The sequence below is a fragment of the Streptomyces sp. NPDC031479 genome, from assembly GCF_055581065.1.
This window is the reverse complement of record NZ_JBVIKC010000049.1, coordinates 1-15,614: the sequence shown is the minus strand read 5'-3', so window position 1 is coordinate 15,614 and position 15,614 is coordinate 1. Positions and strand designations below refer to the sequence as shown.

2 protein-coding genes are annotated in these 15,614 nt (G+C 75.1%); both read right to left on the bottom strand.

Annotation, left to right across the window (positions count from 1 at the left end):
- Positions 1-42 precede the first annotated feature (42 nt).
- Positions 43-11,016, bottom strand: a complete 10,974-nt coding sequence (locus tag ACZ5D2_RS34360; protein WP_468934884.1) for a type I polyketide synthase — start codon at positions 11,014-11,016, stop codon at positions 43-45.
- Positions 11,017-11,099: 83 nt separating this feature from the next.
- Positions 11,100-15,614: type I polyketide synthase (locus ACZ5D2_RS34355; RefSeq protein ID WP_468934881.1), on the bottom strand; the 4,515-nt coding region annotated here is incomplete at its 5' end.

Sequence of the window (15,614 nt, the reverse complement as noted above, 5' to 3'; positions counted from 1 at the left end):
TGGGTTCTGTTCCTCAACGCGAAGGGATGTCGTGCTGGTCGATCAGTTGGTGCCGAGCTCGCCGTCGAGCAGTTCGAAGAGCTCTTCGTCGGAGGCGTCCTCGACCTCGGTCCCGGCGTCGTCCCCGGGTTCGCGGCCGGTGTCGGGGCCCGCTTCGCGCCACTTGGCGAGCAGTACCTCCAGCCGCACGGCCACGGTGGCCCGCGTTCCCCTGTCGTACGGGGAGCGCGCGAACGCGGCTTCCAGGCGGTCGATCTCGGAGAGCAGCGAGGGGGCCGGCTCCGGTCCGCCGGGCCCCGCGGAGGGCATCGCGGCGGACAGGTGATCGGCGAGGGCGGCCGGGGTCGGGTGGTCGAACAGCAGGCTCGCCGGGAGGCGCAGCCCGGTGATCGCGCCGAGGTGGTTGCGCAGCTCGACGGCGGTGAGCGAGTCGAAGCCGAGGTCGCGGAAGGCCTGTGCGGTGCCGATCGCCTCGGAGGAGGTGTGCCCCAGCACCGCGGCGACCTGGGTCCGGACGACGCCGAGGAGGATCCGTCGGCGCTTCTCGTCCGATGCGCCGGCGAGCTGCCCGGCGAGGGCGGCCGTCCCGGGCGCGGATTCCCGGGCCTGGCGGGCGGGGGCCCGGACGAGGCCGCGCAGCAGGGCGGGGACCGGCTCGGTGGTGGCGCGGCGGCGCAGGGCGGGGAGGTTCAGCCGTACCGGCAGGAGCAGGGCGTCCGGTCCGGCGCCGGGGGCATCGGCCGTGGTGCCCCCGGCGGCGGTACCGGTGGCCGGGGCTTCCCCGGTGGGGGGCGCGCTCGCCGTGTCGAAGAGGGCGAGGCCCTCCTCGGGGGTGAGCGGCGACACTCCGGCCCGGGCCATCCGCGCGAGGGCTCCCGCGCCGGCCTCCCCGAGCATGCCCCCCGTGCCCTCGGCGGCGGCCCAGGGACCCCAGGCCAGCGAGACGGCCGGGAGTCCGGCGGCCCGGCGCGACTGTGCGAGGGCGTCCAGGCAGGCGTTGGCGGCACCGTAGTTGGCCTGGCCCGCGTTGCCGAACGTACCGGCGAGCGAGGAGAACAGGACGAAGGCCGCGAGGTCCGTGTCCCGGGTCAGTTCGTGCAGGTGGAGCGCCGCCTCGGCCTTGGGCCCGAGGACGTCGTCGAGCCGCCGGGCGGTCAGCGAGCCCACGAGCGCGTCGTCGAGCACGCCGGCGGCGTGCACCACACCGGTCAGCGGATGCGCGGCCGGGATGCCGTCGAGCAGGGCGGTGAGCGCGCCGCGGTCCGCGACGTCGCAGGCGAGCGTGGTCACTTCGGCGCCCAGGGCCGCCAGTTCGGCGGCGAAGGCGGACGCTCCGGCGGCGTCGGGTCCGCGGCGGCTGGTCAGCAGCAGGTGCCGTACGCCGTGCGCCGCCACCAGGTGCCGTGCGACGAGCCGGCCGAGGGCGCCCGTCGCGCCGGTCACCATGACGGTGCCCGCCGGGTCCAGCCCCAGGGACGCGGGCAGCGCGGGAGCCCCGGCGCCGGTCGCACGGGCCAGCCTGGGCACGAACGCCCGGCCGTCCCGGAGGGCGGACTGCGGCTCACCGGTGGCGAGCACGGCCGCCAGCCCTTCCGGGTGGGCGCGGTCGGCGTCCACCAGCACGAAGCGTTCGGGGTGCTCGGCCTGGACGGACCTGACCAGCCCCCACACGGCGGCCTGTGCCGGGTCCAGCCGGGCCGCGTCGCCGGCGTCCACGGCGACCGCGTCGCGGGTCACGATGACGAGCCGCCGCGCCTCCGTCGTCGTACCGGCGTCGGGAGCGGTCAGCCACTCCTGTACGAGGGCCAGGGCGCGGCCGGCCACGGACCGTACGGCTCCGGCCTCCGACGGGCCGTCCGTCGCGAACAGTACGACGCGATCACCGGTGGGCGGCGCGTCCGGTGAACCGGGCGGGGACAGCGGGGTCCAGTCGACGCGGAACAGCGAGTCCCGGGACCGGCCCGACCGGGCGGCGGTGAGCTGCTCGGCGGAGATCGGGCGCAGGACGAGCGAGTCGACGGAGGTCCGGATCCGGCCGGTGGTGTCGGCGGCCAGCAGCGAGACCGTGTCCGGACCGGCGGGGGTCAGCCGGATCCGCAGGGCCTCCACGGCTCCCGTCTCCCCCGCTCCGGCCGCCGGCGCGGTGTGCGCCGTCACCCCGCTCCAGGAGAACGGAACCCGTGCCCGGTCACCCTCGTCGGCACCGGCGACGGGGCCGAGCGGGCCGGGGCCGAGGGCGACGGTGTGCAGCGCGGCGTCCATCAGGGCCGGGTGCAGTCCGAAGCCGGACACGTCGGTGCCCGCGGGGAGTCCGACCTCGGCGAAGAGCGCGTCGTCCCGCGTCCAGGCGGCGCGCACGCCCCGGAACACGGGGCCGTAGTCGAGCCCCAGGCCGGCCATCCGCTCGTACAGGGAGTCCAGCGCCTCCTCGGGGACGGCGACCGCCTCCGACGGGGGCCAGTCGGCCAGGGGGCCGGAATCGGCGGTGCCGTCGGCGCTCGACAGCGTGCCGACCGCGTGGCGCGTCCACGGCTCGTCAAAGGGCGCGCCCTCGGCGCGGGAGTGGATCTCCAGCGGGCGGCGGGCGCCCCCGTCGGGGGCGCCGACGCGCACCTGGATCCGTACCGCGGTGTCGTCCGGCACGACGAGGGGGGCGCCGAGGGTCAGTTCGTCCAGCCGGTCGCATCCGACGGCCTCGTCGAGGGCCGCGTGCAGGGCCAGGTCCACCAGGGCGGTGCCCGGGAGCAGCACGGCGCCCATCACCGCGTGGTCGGCGAGCCACGGATGGGTCGCGAGCGACAGCCGGCCGGTGAGGAGCAGCCCTTCGCCGTCGGCGAGCGCGACCGCGGCTCCGAGCAGGGGGTGGCCCGTCTCGGCCAGTCCGGCGGCGGCGACGTTCCCGGGCGCGGGGGTGGATTCGAGCCAGTAACGGGTGCGTTGGAAGGGGTAGGTGGGGAGGTCGACGCGCTGGAGGCCGTGTCCGGCGAAGAAGGCGGTCCAGTCGACGGGCGTTCCGTGGGCGTGCAGCCGGGCGAGGGCGGTGGTGACGGCCTCGGCCTCGGGCCGGTCGGTCCTCAGGAGGGGGACGGCGAGGGTGTTTTCCTCCAGGGCGTCCTGGGCCAGGGCGGTGAGGACGCCTCCCGGTCCGATCTCCAGGAAGGTGCCGACGCCCTCGTCCGCGAGGGAGGTGACCGCGTCGGCGAAGCGGACGGCCCCGCGGACGTGGCGCACCCAGTGGCCGACGGAGCAGAGCTCCCGCGCGGTCACGGGGCGGCCGGTGAGGGTGGAGACGACCGGCACGGCCGGGTCCCCGAAGGTGACCGTTTCCAGGGTTTTGCGGAAGTCGGCGAGCACCGGGTCCATCAGCGGGGAGTGGAAGGCGTGGGAGACGGAGAGCGCCTTCGTCCTGCGGCCCTGCGCCACCAGCCGCTCGACGACCGCGGCCACCGCGTCCTCGGCGCCCGAAACCACCACGGACGAGGGCCCGTTGACGGCGGCGATGTCCGCACGGTCAGCGTGGCCGGCCAGCAGTTCCCTCACCTCCTCCTCGGAAGCCTGTACCGCGACCATCGCGCCCCCGGCCGGGAGCGCCTGCATCAGCCGTCCGCGCGCGGCCACGAGCCGCGCCGCATCACGCAGCGAGAGCGCACCCGCCACATGGGCCGCCGCGAACTCACCCACCGAATGCCCGGCCAGGAAGTCCGGCCGGACACCCCACGACTCCACCAGCCGGTACGACGCCACCTCGACGGCGAAGAGCGCCGGCTGGGCGTGGTCCGTCCGGTCGAGGAGCTCCGCGTCGTCCCCGAACACCACGTCGCGCAAGGGGTGTTCGAGGTGCGCGTCCAGTGCGGCGCATGCCTCGTCGAAGGCTTCGGCGAACACCGGGAAGGCCGCGTGCAGTTCGCGTCCCATCCCGAGCCGCTGGCTCCCCTGCCCGGAGAAGAGGAACGCCCGCTTCGTACCGGGCTCGGCGACGGCCCGCACCACCGATCGTGCCGGGTCGCCGTTCGCGAGGGCCGCCAGCCCTTCCAGGACGCCGGCCGTGTCGGGTGCCACGACGGCGGCGCGGTGTTCCAGGGCGGTGCGGCCCGTGGCCAGGGAGTACGCCACCTCGGCGGCCTGACGGCCGCCGTCGTGTTCCGGTACGTGTTCCGTCGCGTACCGCAGGAGCCGCCGTGCCTGCTCGCGCAGCGCGTCCGGGCTCTTCGCGGACAGTATCCAGGGCGCCGTGGAGGGCGGTACGGGCGTCGTTCCCGGAGCGGACGCGGGCCGGGGGGCGGTCGGCGCCTGTTCGAGGACGACGTGGGCGTTGGTGCCGCTGAAGCCGAACGAGGAGACCGCCGCCCGTCGGGGGCGGCCGTCGTGTTCCGCCCACGCGACGGGTTCGGTGAGCAGGCGGACGGTTCCCTCGGACCAGTCCACGTGCGGCGAGGGCTCTTCGGCGTGCAGGGTCTTCGGCAGGACCCCGTGCCGCATCGCCTCGACCATCTTGATGATCCCGCCCACCCCGGCCGCCGCCTGGGTGTGCCCGATGTTCGACTTCAGCGACCCCAGCCACAACGGCCGGTCGGCCGAGCGCCCCCGCCCGTACGTGGCCAGCAGCGCCTGCGCCTCGATCGGATCGCCCAGTGTCGTCCCCGTGCCGTGCGCCTCCACCGCGTCCACATCGCCCGCCGACAACCCCGCACCCGCCAACGCCTGCTCGATCACCCGCTGCTGCGCCGGACCGTTCGGAGCCGTCAGACCATTCGAAGCACCGTCCTGATTCACCGCGCTGCCCCGCACCACCGCCAACACCGGATGCCCGTTGCGCCGGGCATCCGACAGCCGCTCCACCAACAGCATCCCCACGCCCTCGGCCCATCCGGTGCCGTCCGCGTTCGCGGAGAACGCCTTGCAACGGCCATCGGCGGCGAGGCCGCGCTGGCGGCTGAACTCCACGAAGGCTCCCGGGCCGGCCATGACGGTCACACCGCCCGCCAGGGCCAGTTCGCACTCGCCCTGCCTCAGGGCCTGGACCGCCAGGTGCAGGGCCACCAGCGAGGAGGAGCACGCGGTGTCCACCGTCACCGCGGGGCCTTCGAGGCCGAAGGTGTACGAGAGGCGGCCGGAGATGACGCTCCCGGAGTTGCCGGTGCCGAGGAAGCCCTCGACGCCCTCGGGTACCGACCGGAGCGCGGAGGCGTAGTCGTGGTACATCACGCCCGTGAAGACGCCGGTGCGGGAACCGCGCAGGGTGGCGGGGTCGATGCCGGCCCGCTCGAACGCCTCCCACGAGGTCTCCAGGAGCAGCCGCTGCTGCGGGTCCATCGCGAGGGCCTCGCGCGGGGAGATCCCGAAGAAGGCGGCGTCGAACTCCCCGGCGTCGTAGAGGAATCCGCCCCGGCGGGTGGTGCTGGAGCCGGTGGCGCCGTCCCCGGCGAGGAGGTCGAGGTCCCATCCGCGGTCGACGGGGAAGCCGGAGATGGCGTCGGTGCCCGTGGAGAGCAGCCGCCACAGGTCCTCGGGGGACCGCACGCCGCCCGGGTAGCGGCAGCTCATGGCGACGATCGCGAGGGGCTCGTCCGTGGCGCCGCCGTTCCGGACGACCGGTCGGACGGTGCCGGCCGGCCGGGCCCCGTCGAGCCGGCCGAGCAGGTGGCGGGCGAGCGCCTCCGGGGTCGGGTGGTCGAAGACCAGTCCGGCCGGCAGCCGTGCGCCGGTCGCCGAGACGAGTCGGTTGCGGAGTTCGACCGCGGTGAGCGAGTCGAAGCCGAGCTCCCGGAACGCCTGGGTCGGCTGGACGGTTCCGGGCCGGTCGTGGCCCAGCACGGCGGCCGCGTGGCCGCGTACGAGGTCGACGAGCAGCTCGGTCCGCCCCGCCTCCGTCAGCCCCCGCAGCCGCTCCGACAGCGCGGACCGGACGGCGTCCGCGGAGCCGGCCGCGGCCGCCTCGGTGCGCCGTACGGGGGCCGGGACCAGGTCCCCCAGCAGCGGGGGCAGCGTCCCCGTGCGGGCTTGTTCGCGCAGTGCGGGAAGGTCCCAGCGGACGGGTACGAGCAGCGGCTCCGGGGAACCCAGGGCGCGGTCGAGGAGTCCGAGGCCTTCTTCCGTCTCCAGCGCGACGAGCCCGGAACGGCCGATGCGCCGGTGGTCCGCCTCGGCCAGGGTGGCGGTCAGCGTGCCGGCGCTCGCCCACAGGCCCCAGGCCAGCGATACGCCGGGCAGGCCTGCGGCGCGGCGGGTGTGGGCCAGTGCGTCGAGGGCGGAGTTCGCGGCGGCGTAGTTGCCCTGGCCCGCGTTGCCGAAGATGCCGGCGGCCGACGAGAACAGCACGAAGGCCGACAGGTCCAGGCCCCGCGTGAGCTCGTCCAGGTGCAGGGCCCCGGCCACCTTCGGGCCGAACACCCCGCGCACCCGTTCGGGGGTCAGGGACGGCACCACGCCGTCGTCGGTCACGGCCGCCGCGTGGACCACGCCCGTCAGCGGGTGTGCGTCCGGCAGCGAGCCGAGCAGCCTGACCAGCGCCTCCCGGTCGGCCACGTCGCAGGCGACGGTGTCGACCACGGCGCCCAGTGCGCCCAGCTCGGCCGCGAACTCCCGGGCGCCGTCGGCGGCGGGGCCGCGGCGGCTCGCCAGGACCAGTCGCCGGACGCCGTGCCGGACCACCAGGTGCCGGGCCACCACCCGTCCCAACGCCCCGGACGCGCCGGTGACCAGGACCGTTCCCGACGGTGCGAACACCGCGGATTCGGGAGTCCCGCCGCCCGCCGGCGCGTCGGCCGCCCGTACCAGCCGGGGCGCGAACAGCGCGTTCCCGCGTACCGCCACCTGCGTCTCGCCCGACGCGGCCGCGGCCGCGAGCGCCGACGGGTCTTCGTCGTGCCCGCGGTCTTCCTCGTCCTCCTCCTCGTCGAGGTCGACGAGGACGAAGCGGCCGGGGTTCTCCGACTGGGCCGCACGCACGAGGCCCCAGACCGCGGCCTGCGCCGGGTCGGCGGCCGAGGCCGGATCGACGGCCACCGCGCCCCGGGTGACGACCAGCAGGCGCGACGCGGCGCACCGCTCGTCCGCGAGCCAGTCCTGTACGAGGGCCAGCGCCTCCTGCGCGGCCACGGACGGGCGGGCTGCGGCGTCGGTGCCCGTGCTCAGGGGGGCGGGGACCGGTGCCCGTACCGCCACCACGTCGGGGACGGGGGTCCCGTCGGCGGCCGGCCGGGGAAGGGCGTCGAGCAGGACGACGGGGAAGCCCGTGGCCCGGTCGGACCGTGGGTCCCGGGCAGGCTTCCATTCCAGCCGGAACAGCCCGCCGGCGCCGCTCGCGCCGACGGGGGCCAGCTGCTCCGCCGCCACCGGGCGCAGGTCCAGGGAGTCGACCGAGAGCACCGGGCTGCCCGTGGCGTCGGCGAGGGACAGCGACACCGCTCCCTCCCCGGCCGCGGCGGTGGACGACGACGCCGGGGCGAGGCGCAGGCGCAGCGCGGTGGCACCGGTCGCGTGGAGGGCGACCCCGTTCCACGCGAACGGGATCCGGGGCCCGTCGGCCGGCGCCGCGGGGTCACCGAGGCCGACCGTGTGGAGGGCGGCGTCGAACAGCGCGGGGTGCAGGCCGAAGCCGGTGACGTCGGTTCCCTCGGGCAGGGCGATCTCGGCGAAGAGTTCCTCCCCGCGCCGCCACCCGGACCGGACTCCCCGGAACACCGGGCCGTACTCCAGGCCCAGCCCGGCCATCCGGTCGTAGAGGGCGTCGGCGTCGAGGGGCTCGGCTCCTGCCGGGGGCCACTCGGTGAGTCCGGGGCCCGGGGGTGTGCCGGGGCTACGGTCGGGGCCGGTGCCCGTACCGGCCGACAGGAGTCCCGACGCGTGGCAGGTCCAGGCGTCCGCCGCCAGTGCGTCGTCGTGCCGCGCGTACACGCGCACGGCCCGCGTGCCGTTCGTGCCGGGGCCGTCCACGACCACCTGGAGCTGTGCGCCGCCCTGTCCGGGCAGGAGGAACGGGGCTTCCAGCGTCAGTTCCTCGATCCGGCCGCACCCCACCTGGTCGCCGGCCCGGAGCGTCAGCTCGACGAGCGCGGTCCCGGGCAGCAGCGCCGTACCCAGCACCACGTGGTCGGCCAGCCAGGGGTGCGTGGCGAGCGACACCCGGCCGGTCAGCAGCGCCCCCTCACCGTCGGCCAGGGTCACGACGGCGCCGAGCAGCGGATGTTCGGCCGGCCGGAGACCGGCCCGGGTGAGGTCGCCCGGGGCTGCGGCCGTTTCGAGCCAGTAGTGCTCGCGCTGGAAGGCGTACGTGGGCAGGTCGATGCGTCGGGCGCCGCGACCGGCGAGGACGGCCGTCCAGTCGACGGGTACGCCGTGGACGTGGAGATGGGCGAGGGCGGTGGTGACCGCCACGTCCTCAGGACGGTCGGCACGCAGCACCGGGACCACAGCGGGGCCGCCGTCGAGGACGGCCTGGGCCATGGCGGCCAGGACACCACCCGGCCCGATCTCCAGGAAGGTGTTCACCCCTTCCCCGGCGAGGGAGGCGACCGCGTCGGCGAAGCGGACGGCCTCACGCACGTGACGCACCCAGTAGTCGGCGGTGCGGAACTCCTCCCCCGTCACCGGGAGACCGGTGAGGGTGGAGACGACCGGCACGGTCGGGGCTCCGAAGGAAACGTTCTCGGCGACCTTGCGGAAGTCGTCGAGCATCGGGTCCATGAGGGGCGAGTGGAAGGCGTGCGAGACGGTCAGCGCCTTCGTCTTGCGGCCGTCGGCCGACAGCCGGTCCACGACCGCCGCCACCGCATCCTGCCCGCCCGAAACCACCACGGCCGACGGGCCGTTGACGGCAGCGATGCCCGCACGGTCCTCGAACCCGGCCAGCAGCTCCCGTACCTCTTCCTCCGAGGCCTCCACCGCAACCATCACGCCCCCGGCCGGGAGGGCCTGCATCAGCCGGCCACGAGCCGCCACCAGAGCCGCCGCGTCCTCCAGCGAGAACACACCCGCCACATGGGCGGCGGCGAACTCACCCACCGAATGCCCGGCCACGAAGTCCGGCCGGACACCCCAGGACTCCACCAGCCGGAACAGCGCCACCTCGACCGCGAACAACGCCGGCTGCGCATAACCGGTCCGGTTCAAGATCTCGGCGTCGCCGCCCAGCATCACCTCCCGCAAGGGCCGTTCGAGGTGGGCGTCCAGTGCGGAGCAGACCGCGTCCAAGGCCTCCGCGAACACCGGGAAGGCCGCGTACAGATCACGCCCCATCCCCAGCCGCTGACTCCCCTGCCCCGAGAACAGGAACGCCACCGTCTGCCGGGGCACGACGGCCCCCGTCGCCACGACGGCGCTCCCGGCATCACCCGCGGGGGCGTCCTGCGCGAGCAGTTCCAGTGCCCGGAGCAATTCCTCGCGGTCCGATGCCACGATCGCCGCCCGGTGGTCCAGGGCCGCCCGGGTCGTCGCCGTCGACAGGCCCAGGTCGGCCAGGGACTCGTCGGGGTTGTCCTGCGCATGACGCAGCAGACGTGCGGCCTGGCCGCGCAGCGCGGCCTCGTTCTTCCCGGAGAGCAGTACGGGCGTCGCGCGCGCCGGGTGCTCCGGCGGCGCGTTCTCGCCGCCGGCCGGACCCGGCTCCGGCAGCGGGGGCTGCTCGATGACGACGTGGGCGTTGGTGCCGCTGAAGCCGAACGAGGAGACCGCCGCCCGTCGGGGGCGGCCGTCGTGTTCCGTCCACTCCACGGGTTCGGTCAGGAGGCGTACGGTTCCGGACGACCAGTCGACGTGCGGGGTCGGCGCGTCCACGTGCAGGGTCCTGGGCAGGACGCCGTGCCGCATCGCCTCGACCATCTTGATGATCCCGCCCACCCCGGCCGCCGCCTGGGTGTGCCCGATGTTCGACTTGAGGGAGCCCAGCCACAGCGGCCGGTCGGCGGAGCGCCCCCGCCCGTACGTGGCCAGCAGCGCCTGCGCCTCGATCGGATCGCCCAGTGTCGTCCCCGTGCCGTGCGCCTCCAGCGCGTCCACATCGGCCGCCGACAGGCCGGCGTCCGTGAGGGCCTGGCGGATCACGCGCTGCTGCGAGGGGCCGTTCGGGGCGGTGAGGCCGTTCGAGGCGCCGTCCTGGTTCACCGCGCTGCCCCGGACCACCGCCAGCACCGGGTGCCCGTTGCGCCGGGCGTCGGAGAGCCGCTCCACCAGCAGCATGCCCAGTCCCTCGCCCCAGCCGGTGCCGTCGGCGGCGGCCGCGAAGGGCTTGCAGCGGCCGTCTGCGGCCAGTCCGCGCTGGCGGCTGAAGTCGACGAAGGACGTCGGGGTGAGCATCGCGGTCACGCCGCCCGCGAGCGCCAGGTCGCACTCGCCCCGCCGGAGCGCCTGCACGGCGAGGTGCAGCGCGACCAGGGAGGAGGAGCAGGCCGTGTCGACGGTCACGGCCGGCCCTTCCAGGCCGAAGGTGTACGACACCCGTCCGGAGACGACGCTCGCCGCGCTGCCGGTGCCGATGTAGCCGTCGACGTCGTCCACGGCCTGCTGGAGCACCGATGTGTGGTCGTGGTACATCACACCCGTGAACACGCCGGTGCGGCTGCCCTTGAGGGCCGTGGGGTCGATTCCGGCCCGTTCGAACGTCTCCCAGCAGGACTCCAGCAGGATGCGTTGCTGGGGGTCCATGGTGAGTGCCTCACGAGGTGATATCTCGAAGAGGCCCGCGTCGAAGAGGTCGATCCCGTCGAGGAACCCGCCTTCCCGGACGTGGCTGGTGCCACGGGTGTCGGGGTCGGGGTCGTAGAGGGATTCGAGGTCCCAGCCGCGGTCGGCGGGGAAGGGCGTGATGGCGTCGCCGCCGTCCGTCAGGAACTGCCACAGGCCCTCGGGTGACGCGATGCCGCCGGGGAACCGGCAGCTCATCGCGACGATGGCGATCGGCTCGTGCTGTGCCGCGTCGAGGTCCCGCAGCCGCTCCCGGGCCTCGTGGAGATCCGCCGATACCCGCTTGAGGAAGTAGCGCAGCTTTTCCTCGTTGTTGTTCGCCTGGAGGTCAGACACCTGAGTCACCTTTTACGTCGAGCCGGTGGGGCCGGAAGTCGGCAGATGGGCTGTGCGTGGCGGGTCGCCGCCAACTCCGCGGTTCAGGAGATTCCGAATTCCTTGCCGATGAAGTCGAACATCTCGTCGTCCGTGGCGGCGTGGAGTCCGTCCGCCGCGTCCACGGGGCCGGTGGCGTCCGAGGTCCGCGACGCTTCCCGCGCGGCACCTCCTTCGGCCGTGCCCCCTTCGGCCGTGCCCCCTGCCGCCGTGCCGGTGGTCGCGGCCCACTGGTCGAGCAGGTCCCTCAGGCGCGAGGTGATGGCGTCGCCGCCTTCCCCGCCGGCCGCCGCCGTGTTCCGCAACGCCGTTTCGATCCGGTCGAGTTCGGCGAGCATCCCGGCGATGCCCGGGGCGGGCGGGGCCGCCTCGGTCTTGAGGTACTCGACGAGTTCGGCCGGGGTCGGGTAGTCGAAGACGAGCGTGGGAGGCAGCCGCAGCCCGGTGTCCTTGCCCAGCCGGTTGCGGAACTCGACCGCGGTCAAGGAGTCGAACCCGAGGTCCCGCAGGGCCTGACCGGGCCGGACCGCCCGGGGCGACGCGAGGTCGAGGACCGCGGCGACGTGCTCGCACACCAGGTCGAGCAGCACCTTGCGCTGTTCGGCCTCGGTGAGACCGGCCAGACGCGCCGACAGCTCCCGCTGTCCGGCCCCGGCAGCCCCGGCCTCCGTACCGGTCGGCGAGGCTCCGTACCCGTCCGGGCCCGCGGCCGTCCGCCGGGACGGAACCCGGACGAGCGAGGTGAGCAGGGCCGGCAGTGTGCCGGCCGCGGCCTGACCGCGCAGTTCCGCCTGGTTCAGCCGTACGGGCACCACCGTGCTCTGGGTCTGGGCCGTCGCGGCGTCGAAGAGGCCGAGGGCCTCGTCGGTGGCCAGGGGCAGCACCCCGCTGCGGGCCATCCGGCCGCGGTCCGCGTCGCTCAGCGCGCCGGTGATCCCGCTGCTCTCCGCCCACAGCCCCCAGGCCAGCGATACGGCGGGCAGGCCCGCCGCACGGCGCTGCTGGGCGAGGGCGTCCAGGAAGGAGTTGGCGGCGGCGTAGTTGCCCTGGCCCGCCGCGCCGAAGACCCCGGCGGCGGAGGAGAAGAGGACGAACGCGGACAGTTCCATGTCCCGGGTGAGTTCGTCCAGGTGCAGGGCCGCGTCGACCTTGGGCCGGAACACCCGGTCGATCCGCTCCGCGGTCAGGCCGGTGACGATGCCGTCGTCGGTCACTCCGGCCACGTGCACCACCCCGGTCAGGGGGTGTTCGGCGGGTACCTCCGCCAGCAGCCGCGACAGCGCGTCGCGGTCGGCGACGTCGCAGGCGGCCACGGTGACCCGGGCCCCCCGTTCGGCGAGTTCCGCCTCCAGTTCGGCCATGCCCGCCGCCCGGGCGCCGCTCCGGCTGACGAGCAGCAGGTCGCGCACGCCGTGGCCGGTGACCAGGTGCCGTGCGACGTGGCGCCCCAGCAGGCCCGAGGCGCCGGTGACCAGCACCGTGCCGGCGGCGGTGAACGCCGGGGTCGGTCCGCCGAGGGAGGCCGGGGTCTCGGCCCGTGCCAGCCGTGGCACGAGTACCGACCCGCCGCGTACGGCGAACTGTTCCTCGCCCGAGGCCAGCAGTGCGGGCAGCGCCCGTACGGAGGCGGCGTCGCGGTCCAGGTCGACCAGGACGAACCGGCCGGGGTTCTCCGACTGCGCCGAGCGCACCAGGCCCCAGATCGCGGCCTGCGCCGGGTCGACCTCCTTGTCCCGGTCCTCCTGGTCCCGGTCCTTGGCGACGACGGCGTTGCCGGTGAGGACGACCAGCCGGGTCCCGGCGTTCCGGTCGTCGGACAGCCACTGCTGGAGGAGTTCCAGTGTCCGGTGCACGGTCTCCTGGGCGTGCGCCACCGGGTGGTCGCCGTCCGGGTGCACGTCGACGGCCGCGAGCACGACTCCCGGCAGCGCCGCCGCGCCGTCCGGACCGGGGCGGTACGAGACGTTCATGCCGGAGTCCTCCAGCGCGGCGCGCAGACCGTCGTCGCCGCCGATGAGGGTCCACTGCTCGCCCGGTTCGCTCACGGGGTCCTCCGGGGTACGGGGAAGGGGGGTCCAGTCGACGCGGTAGAGGGAGTCGTGCGGTCCGTGCTCGCGGCCGGCCCGGTCGAGTTGCTCCGCCGAGACGGGGCGCAGCACCAGGGAGTCGACCGAGGCCACGGGCCGGCCCGCCGCGTCGGTCGCCAGCAGGGCCACCGCGTCCGCTCCGGCCGGAGTGATCCTGACCCGCAGGGCCGTGGCGCCGGTGGCGTGCACCGTCACCCCGCTCCAGGCGAACGGGATCCGTCCGTGTCCGGCGTCGGGCAGCAGGCCGCCGAGGCCGATCGCGTGGAGGGCCGAGTCGAGCAGCGCCGGGTGGATCCCGAAGCCGCCCGTTTCCGTGCCGTCGGGCAGCCGTACTTCGGCGAACACCTCGTCGCCGCGCCGCCACAGGGCGTGCAGGCCCTGGAACGCCGGTCCGTAGCCGAAGCCGAGGCCGGCCAGCCGCTCGTACGCTCCGCCGGTGTCCAGGCGGTCGGCCCCGGGGGCGGGCCATACCGCGAGGTCCTGCGGCTGCCCTTCCGGGGCCTGTGGCCTCGCGTCCACGGACACGACACCGGTGGCGTGGCAGGTCCACGGCTCGGCGGCGTCGGCGCTCTCGGGACGCGAGTAGACGTTGACGGTGCGGTGCCCGGTCGCGTCCGGGCCGCCGACGACGGCCTGGAGGCGTACGGCGGCTCGCTCGCGCAGGACGAGCGGGGCGCCGAGGGTCAGCTCGTCCACGCGGTCGCAACCCACCTCTTCGGCGGCGCGCAGTGCGAGGTCGACCAGGGCGGTGCCCGGCAGCAGGATCGTGTCCATGACCGTGTGATCGCTGAGCCACGGGTGCGTGGCCGTCGACAGCCGCCCCGTCAGCAGGGCGCCCTCCCCGTCCGCGAGGGCGACGGCGGCGCCCAGCAGGGGGTGCTCGGCCGCCACGAGCCCCGCGGAGGCCACGTCGCCGGAGGGGGAACCCGGGGTGAGCCAGTAGCGGCGGCGGTGGAAGGCGTAGGTGGGGAGGTCTACGGGCCGGGTGTCCTGTCCGGCGAAGACGGCGGTCCAGTCGACGGGTACGCCGTGGACGTGGAGGTGGGCGAGGGCGGTGGTGACGGCCAGGTCCTCGGCGCGGTCGGCCCGCAGGAGGGGGACGGTCACCGCGTGCTCGTCCAGGGAGTCCTGGGCCATGGCCGTCAGGACACCGCCCGGGCCGATCTCCAGGAAGGTGCCAGCCCCTTCCGCCGCGAGGGAGGTGACCGCGTCCGCGAAGCGGACCGCCTCGCGGACGTGGCGCACCCAGTAGTCGACGGAGCAGAACTCCTCCCCTGTCACCGGACGGCCGGTGAGCGTCGACACGACGGGGAGCACCGGGGTGCCGAAAACGACCCCCTCCACCGCCGTGCGGAACTCGTCGAGCATCGGGTCCATCAGCGGCGAGTGGAAGGCGTGGGAGACGGTCAGCGCCTTCGTCTTGCGGCCGTCGGCCGACAGCCGGTCCACGACCGCCGCCACCGCGTCCTGCGCGCCCGAAACCACCACGGACGAGGGGCCGTTGACGGCGGCGATGTCCGCGTGGCCTGCCTGTCCGGAGAGGAGGTTGCGCACCTCGTCCTCCGAGGCCTGCACCGCGACCATCACCCCGCCGGCCGGGAGGGCCTGCATCAGCCGGCCGCGCGCAGCCACCAGGACCGCCGCGTCTTCGAGCGAGAACACACCCGCCACATGGGCGGCGGCGAACTCACCCACCGAATGCCCGGCCAGGAGGTCCGGCCGGACACCCCAGGACTCCACGAGCCGGAACAGCGCCACCTCGACCGCGAACAACGCCGGCTGCGCATAACCGGTCCGGTCCAACAACTCCGCGTCCTCGCCGAACACCACGTCCGCCAGGGGGCGTTCGAGATGCCCGTCCAAGGCCGCGCACACCGCGTCGAAGGCCTCCGCGAACACCGGGAAGGCCGCGTACAGATCACGCCCCATCCCCAGCCGCTGACTCCCCTGCCCCGAGAACAGGAACGCCGTCCGGCTGCCGCCGGCGGCCGTCCCGGACTCCCCTCCGCCCTGTACGACCCCGGCTGCCGGTCGACCGCTGGCGAGGGCCCTCAGGCCCTCCAGCAGCTCCGCGCGCCGGGTGCCGACGACCACCGCGCGCAGTTCCATCGCCGTACGCGACGTGGCGAGCGACCGGCCGACCTCGGCGACGCCCAGGGCGGGGTGTGCGTCGAGGTGGGAAACGAGGCGCTGGGCCTGGGCGCGCAGGGACACCTCGTCCTTGGCGGAGAGCATCCACGGGACGGCGCCGGGCGCCGTTGCGTCCTCGGCGTCCTCAGTCTGCTCCGTGCTCGGCACGTGTTCCAGTACGACGTGTGCGTTGGTGCCGCTGACGCCGAAGGAGGAGACGGCGGACCGCCGGGGGCGTCCGTGCTCGGCCCATTCCACCGGTTCGGTGAGGAGTTTGACCGCGCCGGCCGACCAGTCGACGTGCGGCGAGGGCTCGTCGGCGTGCAGGGTCCGGGGCAGGAC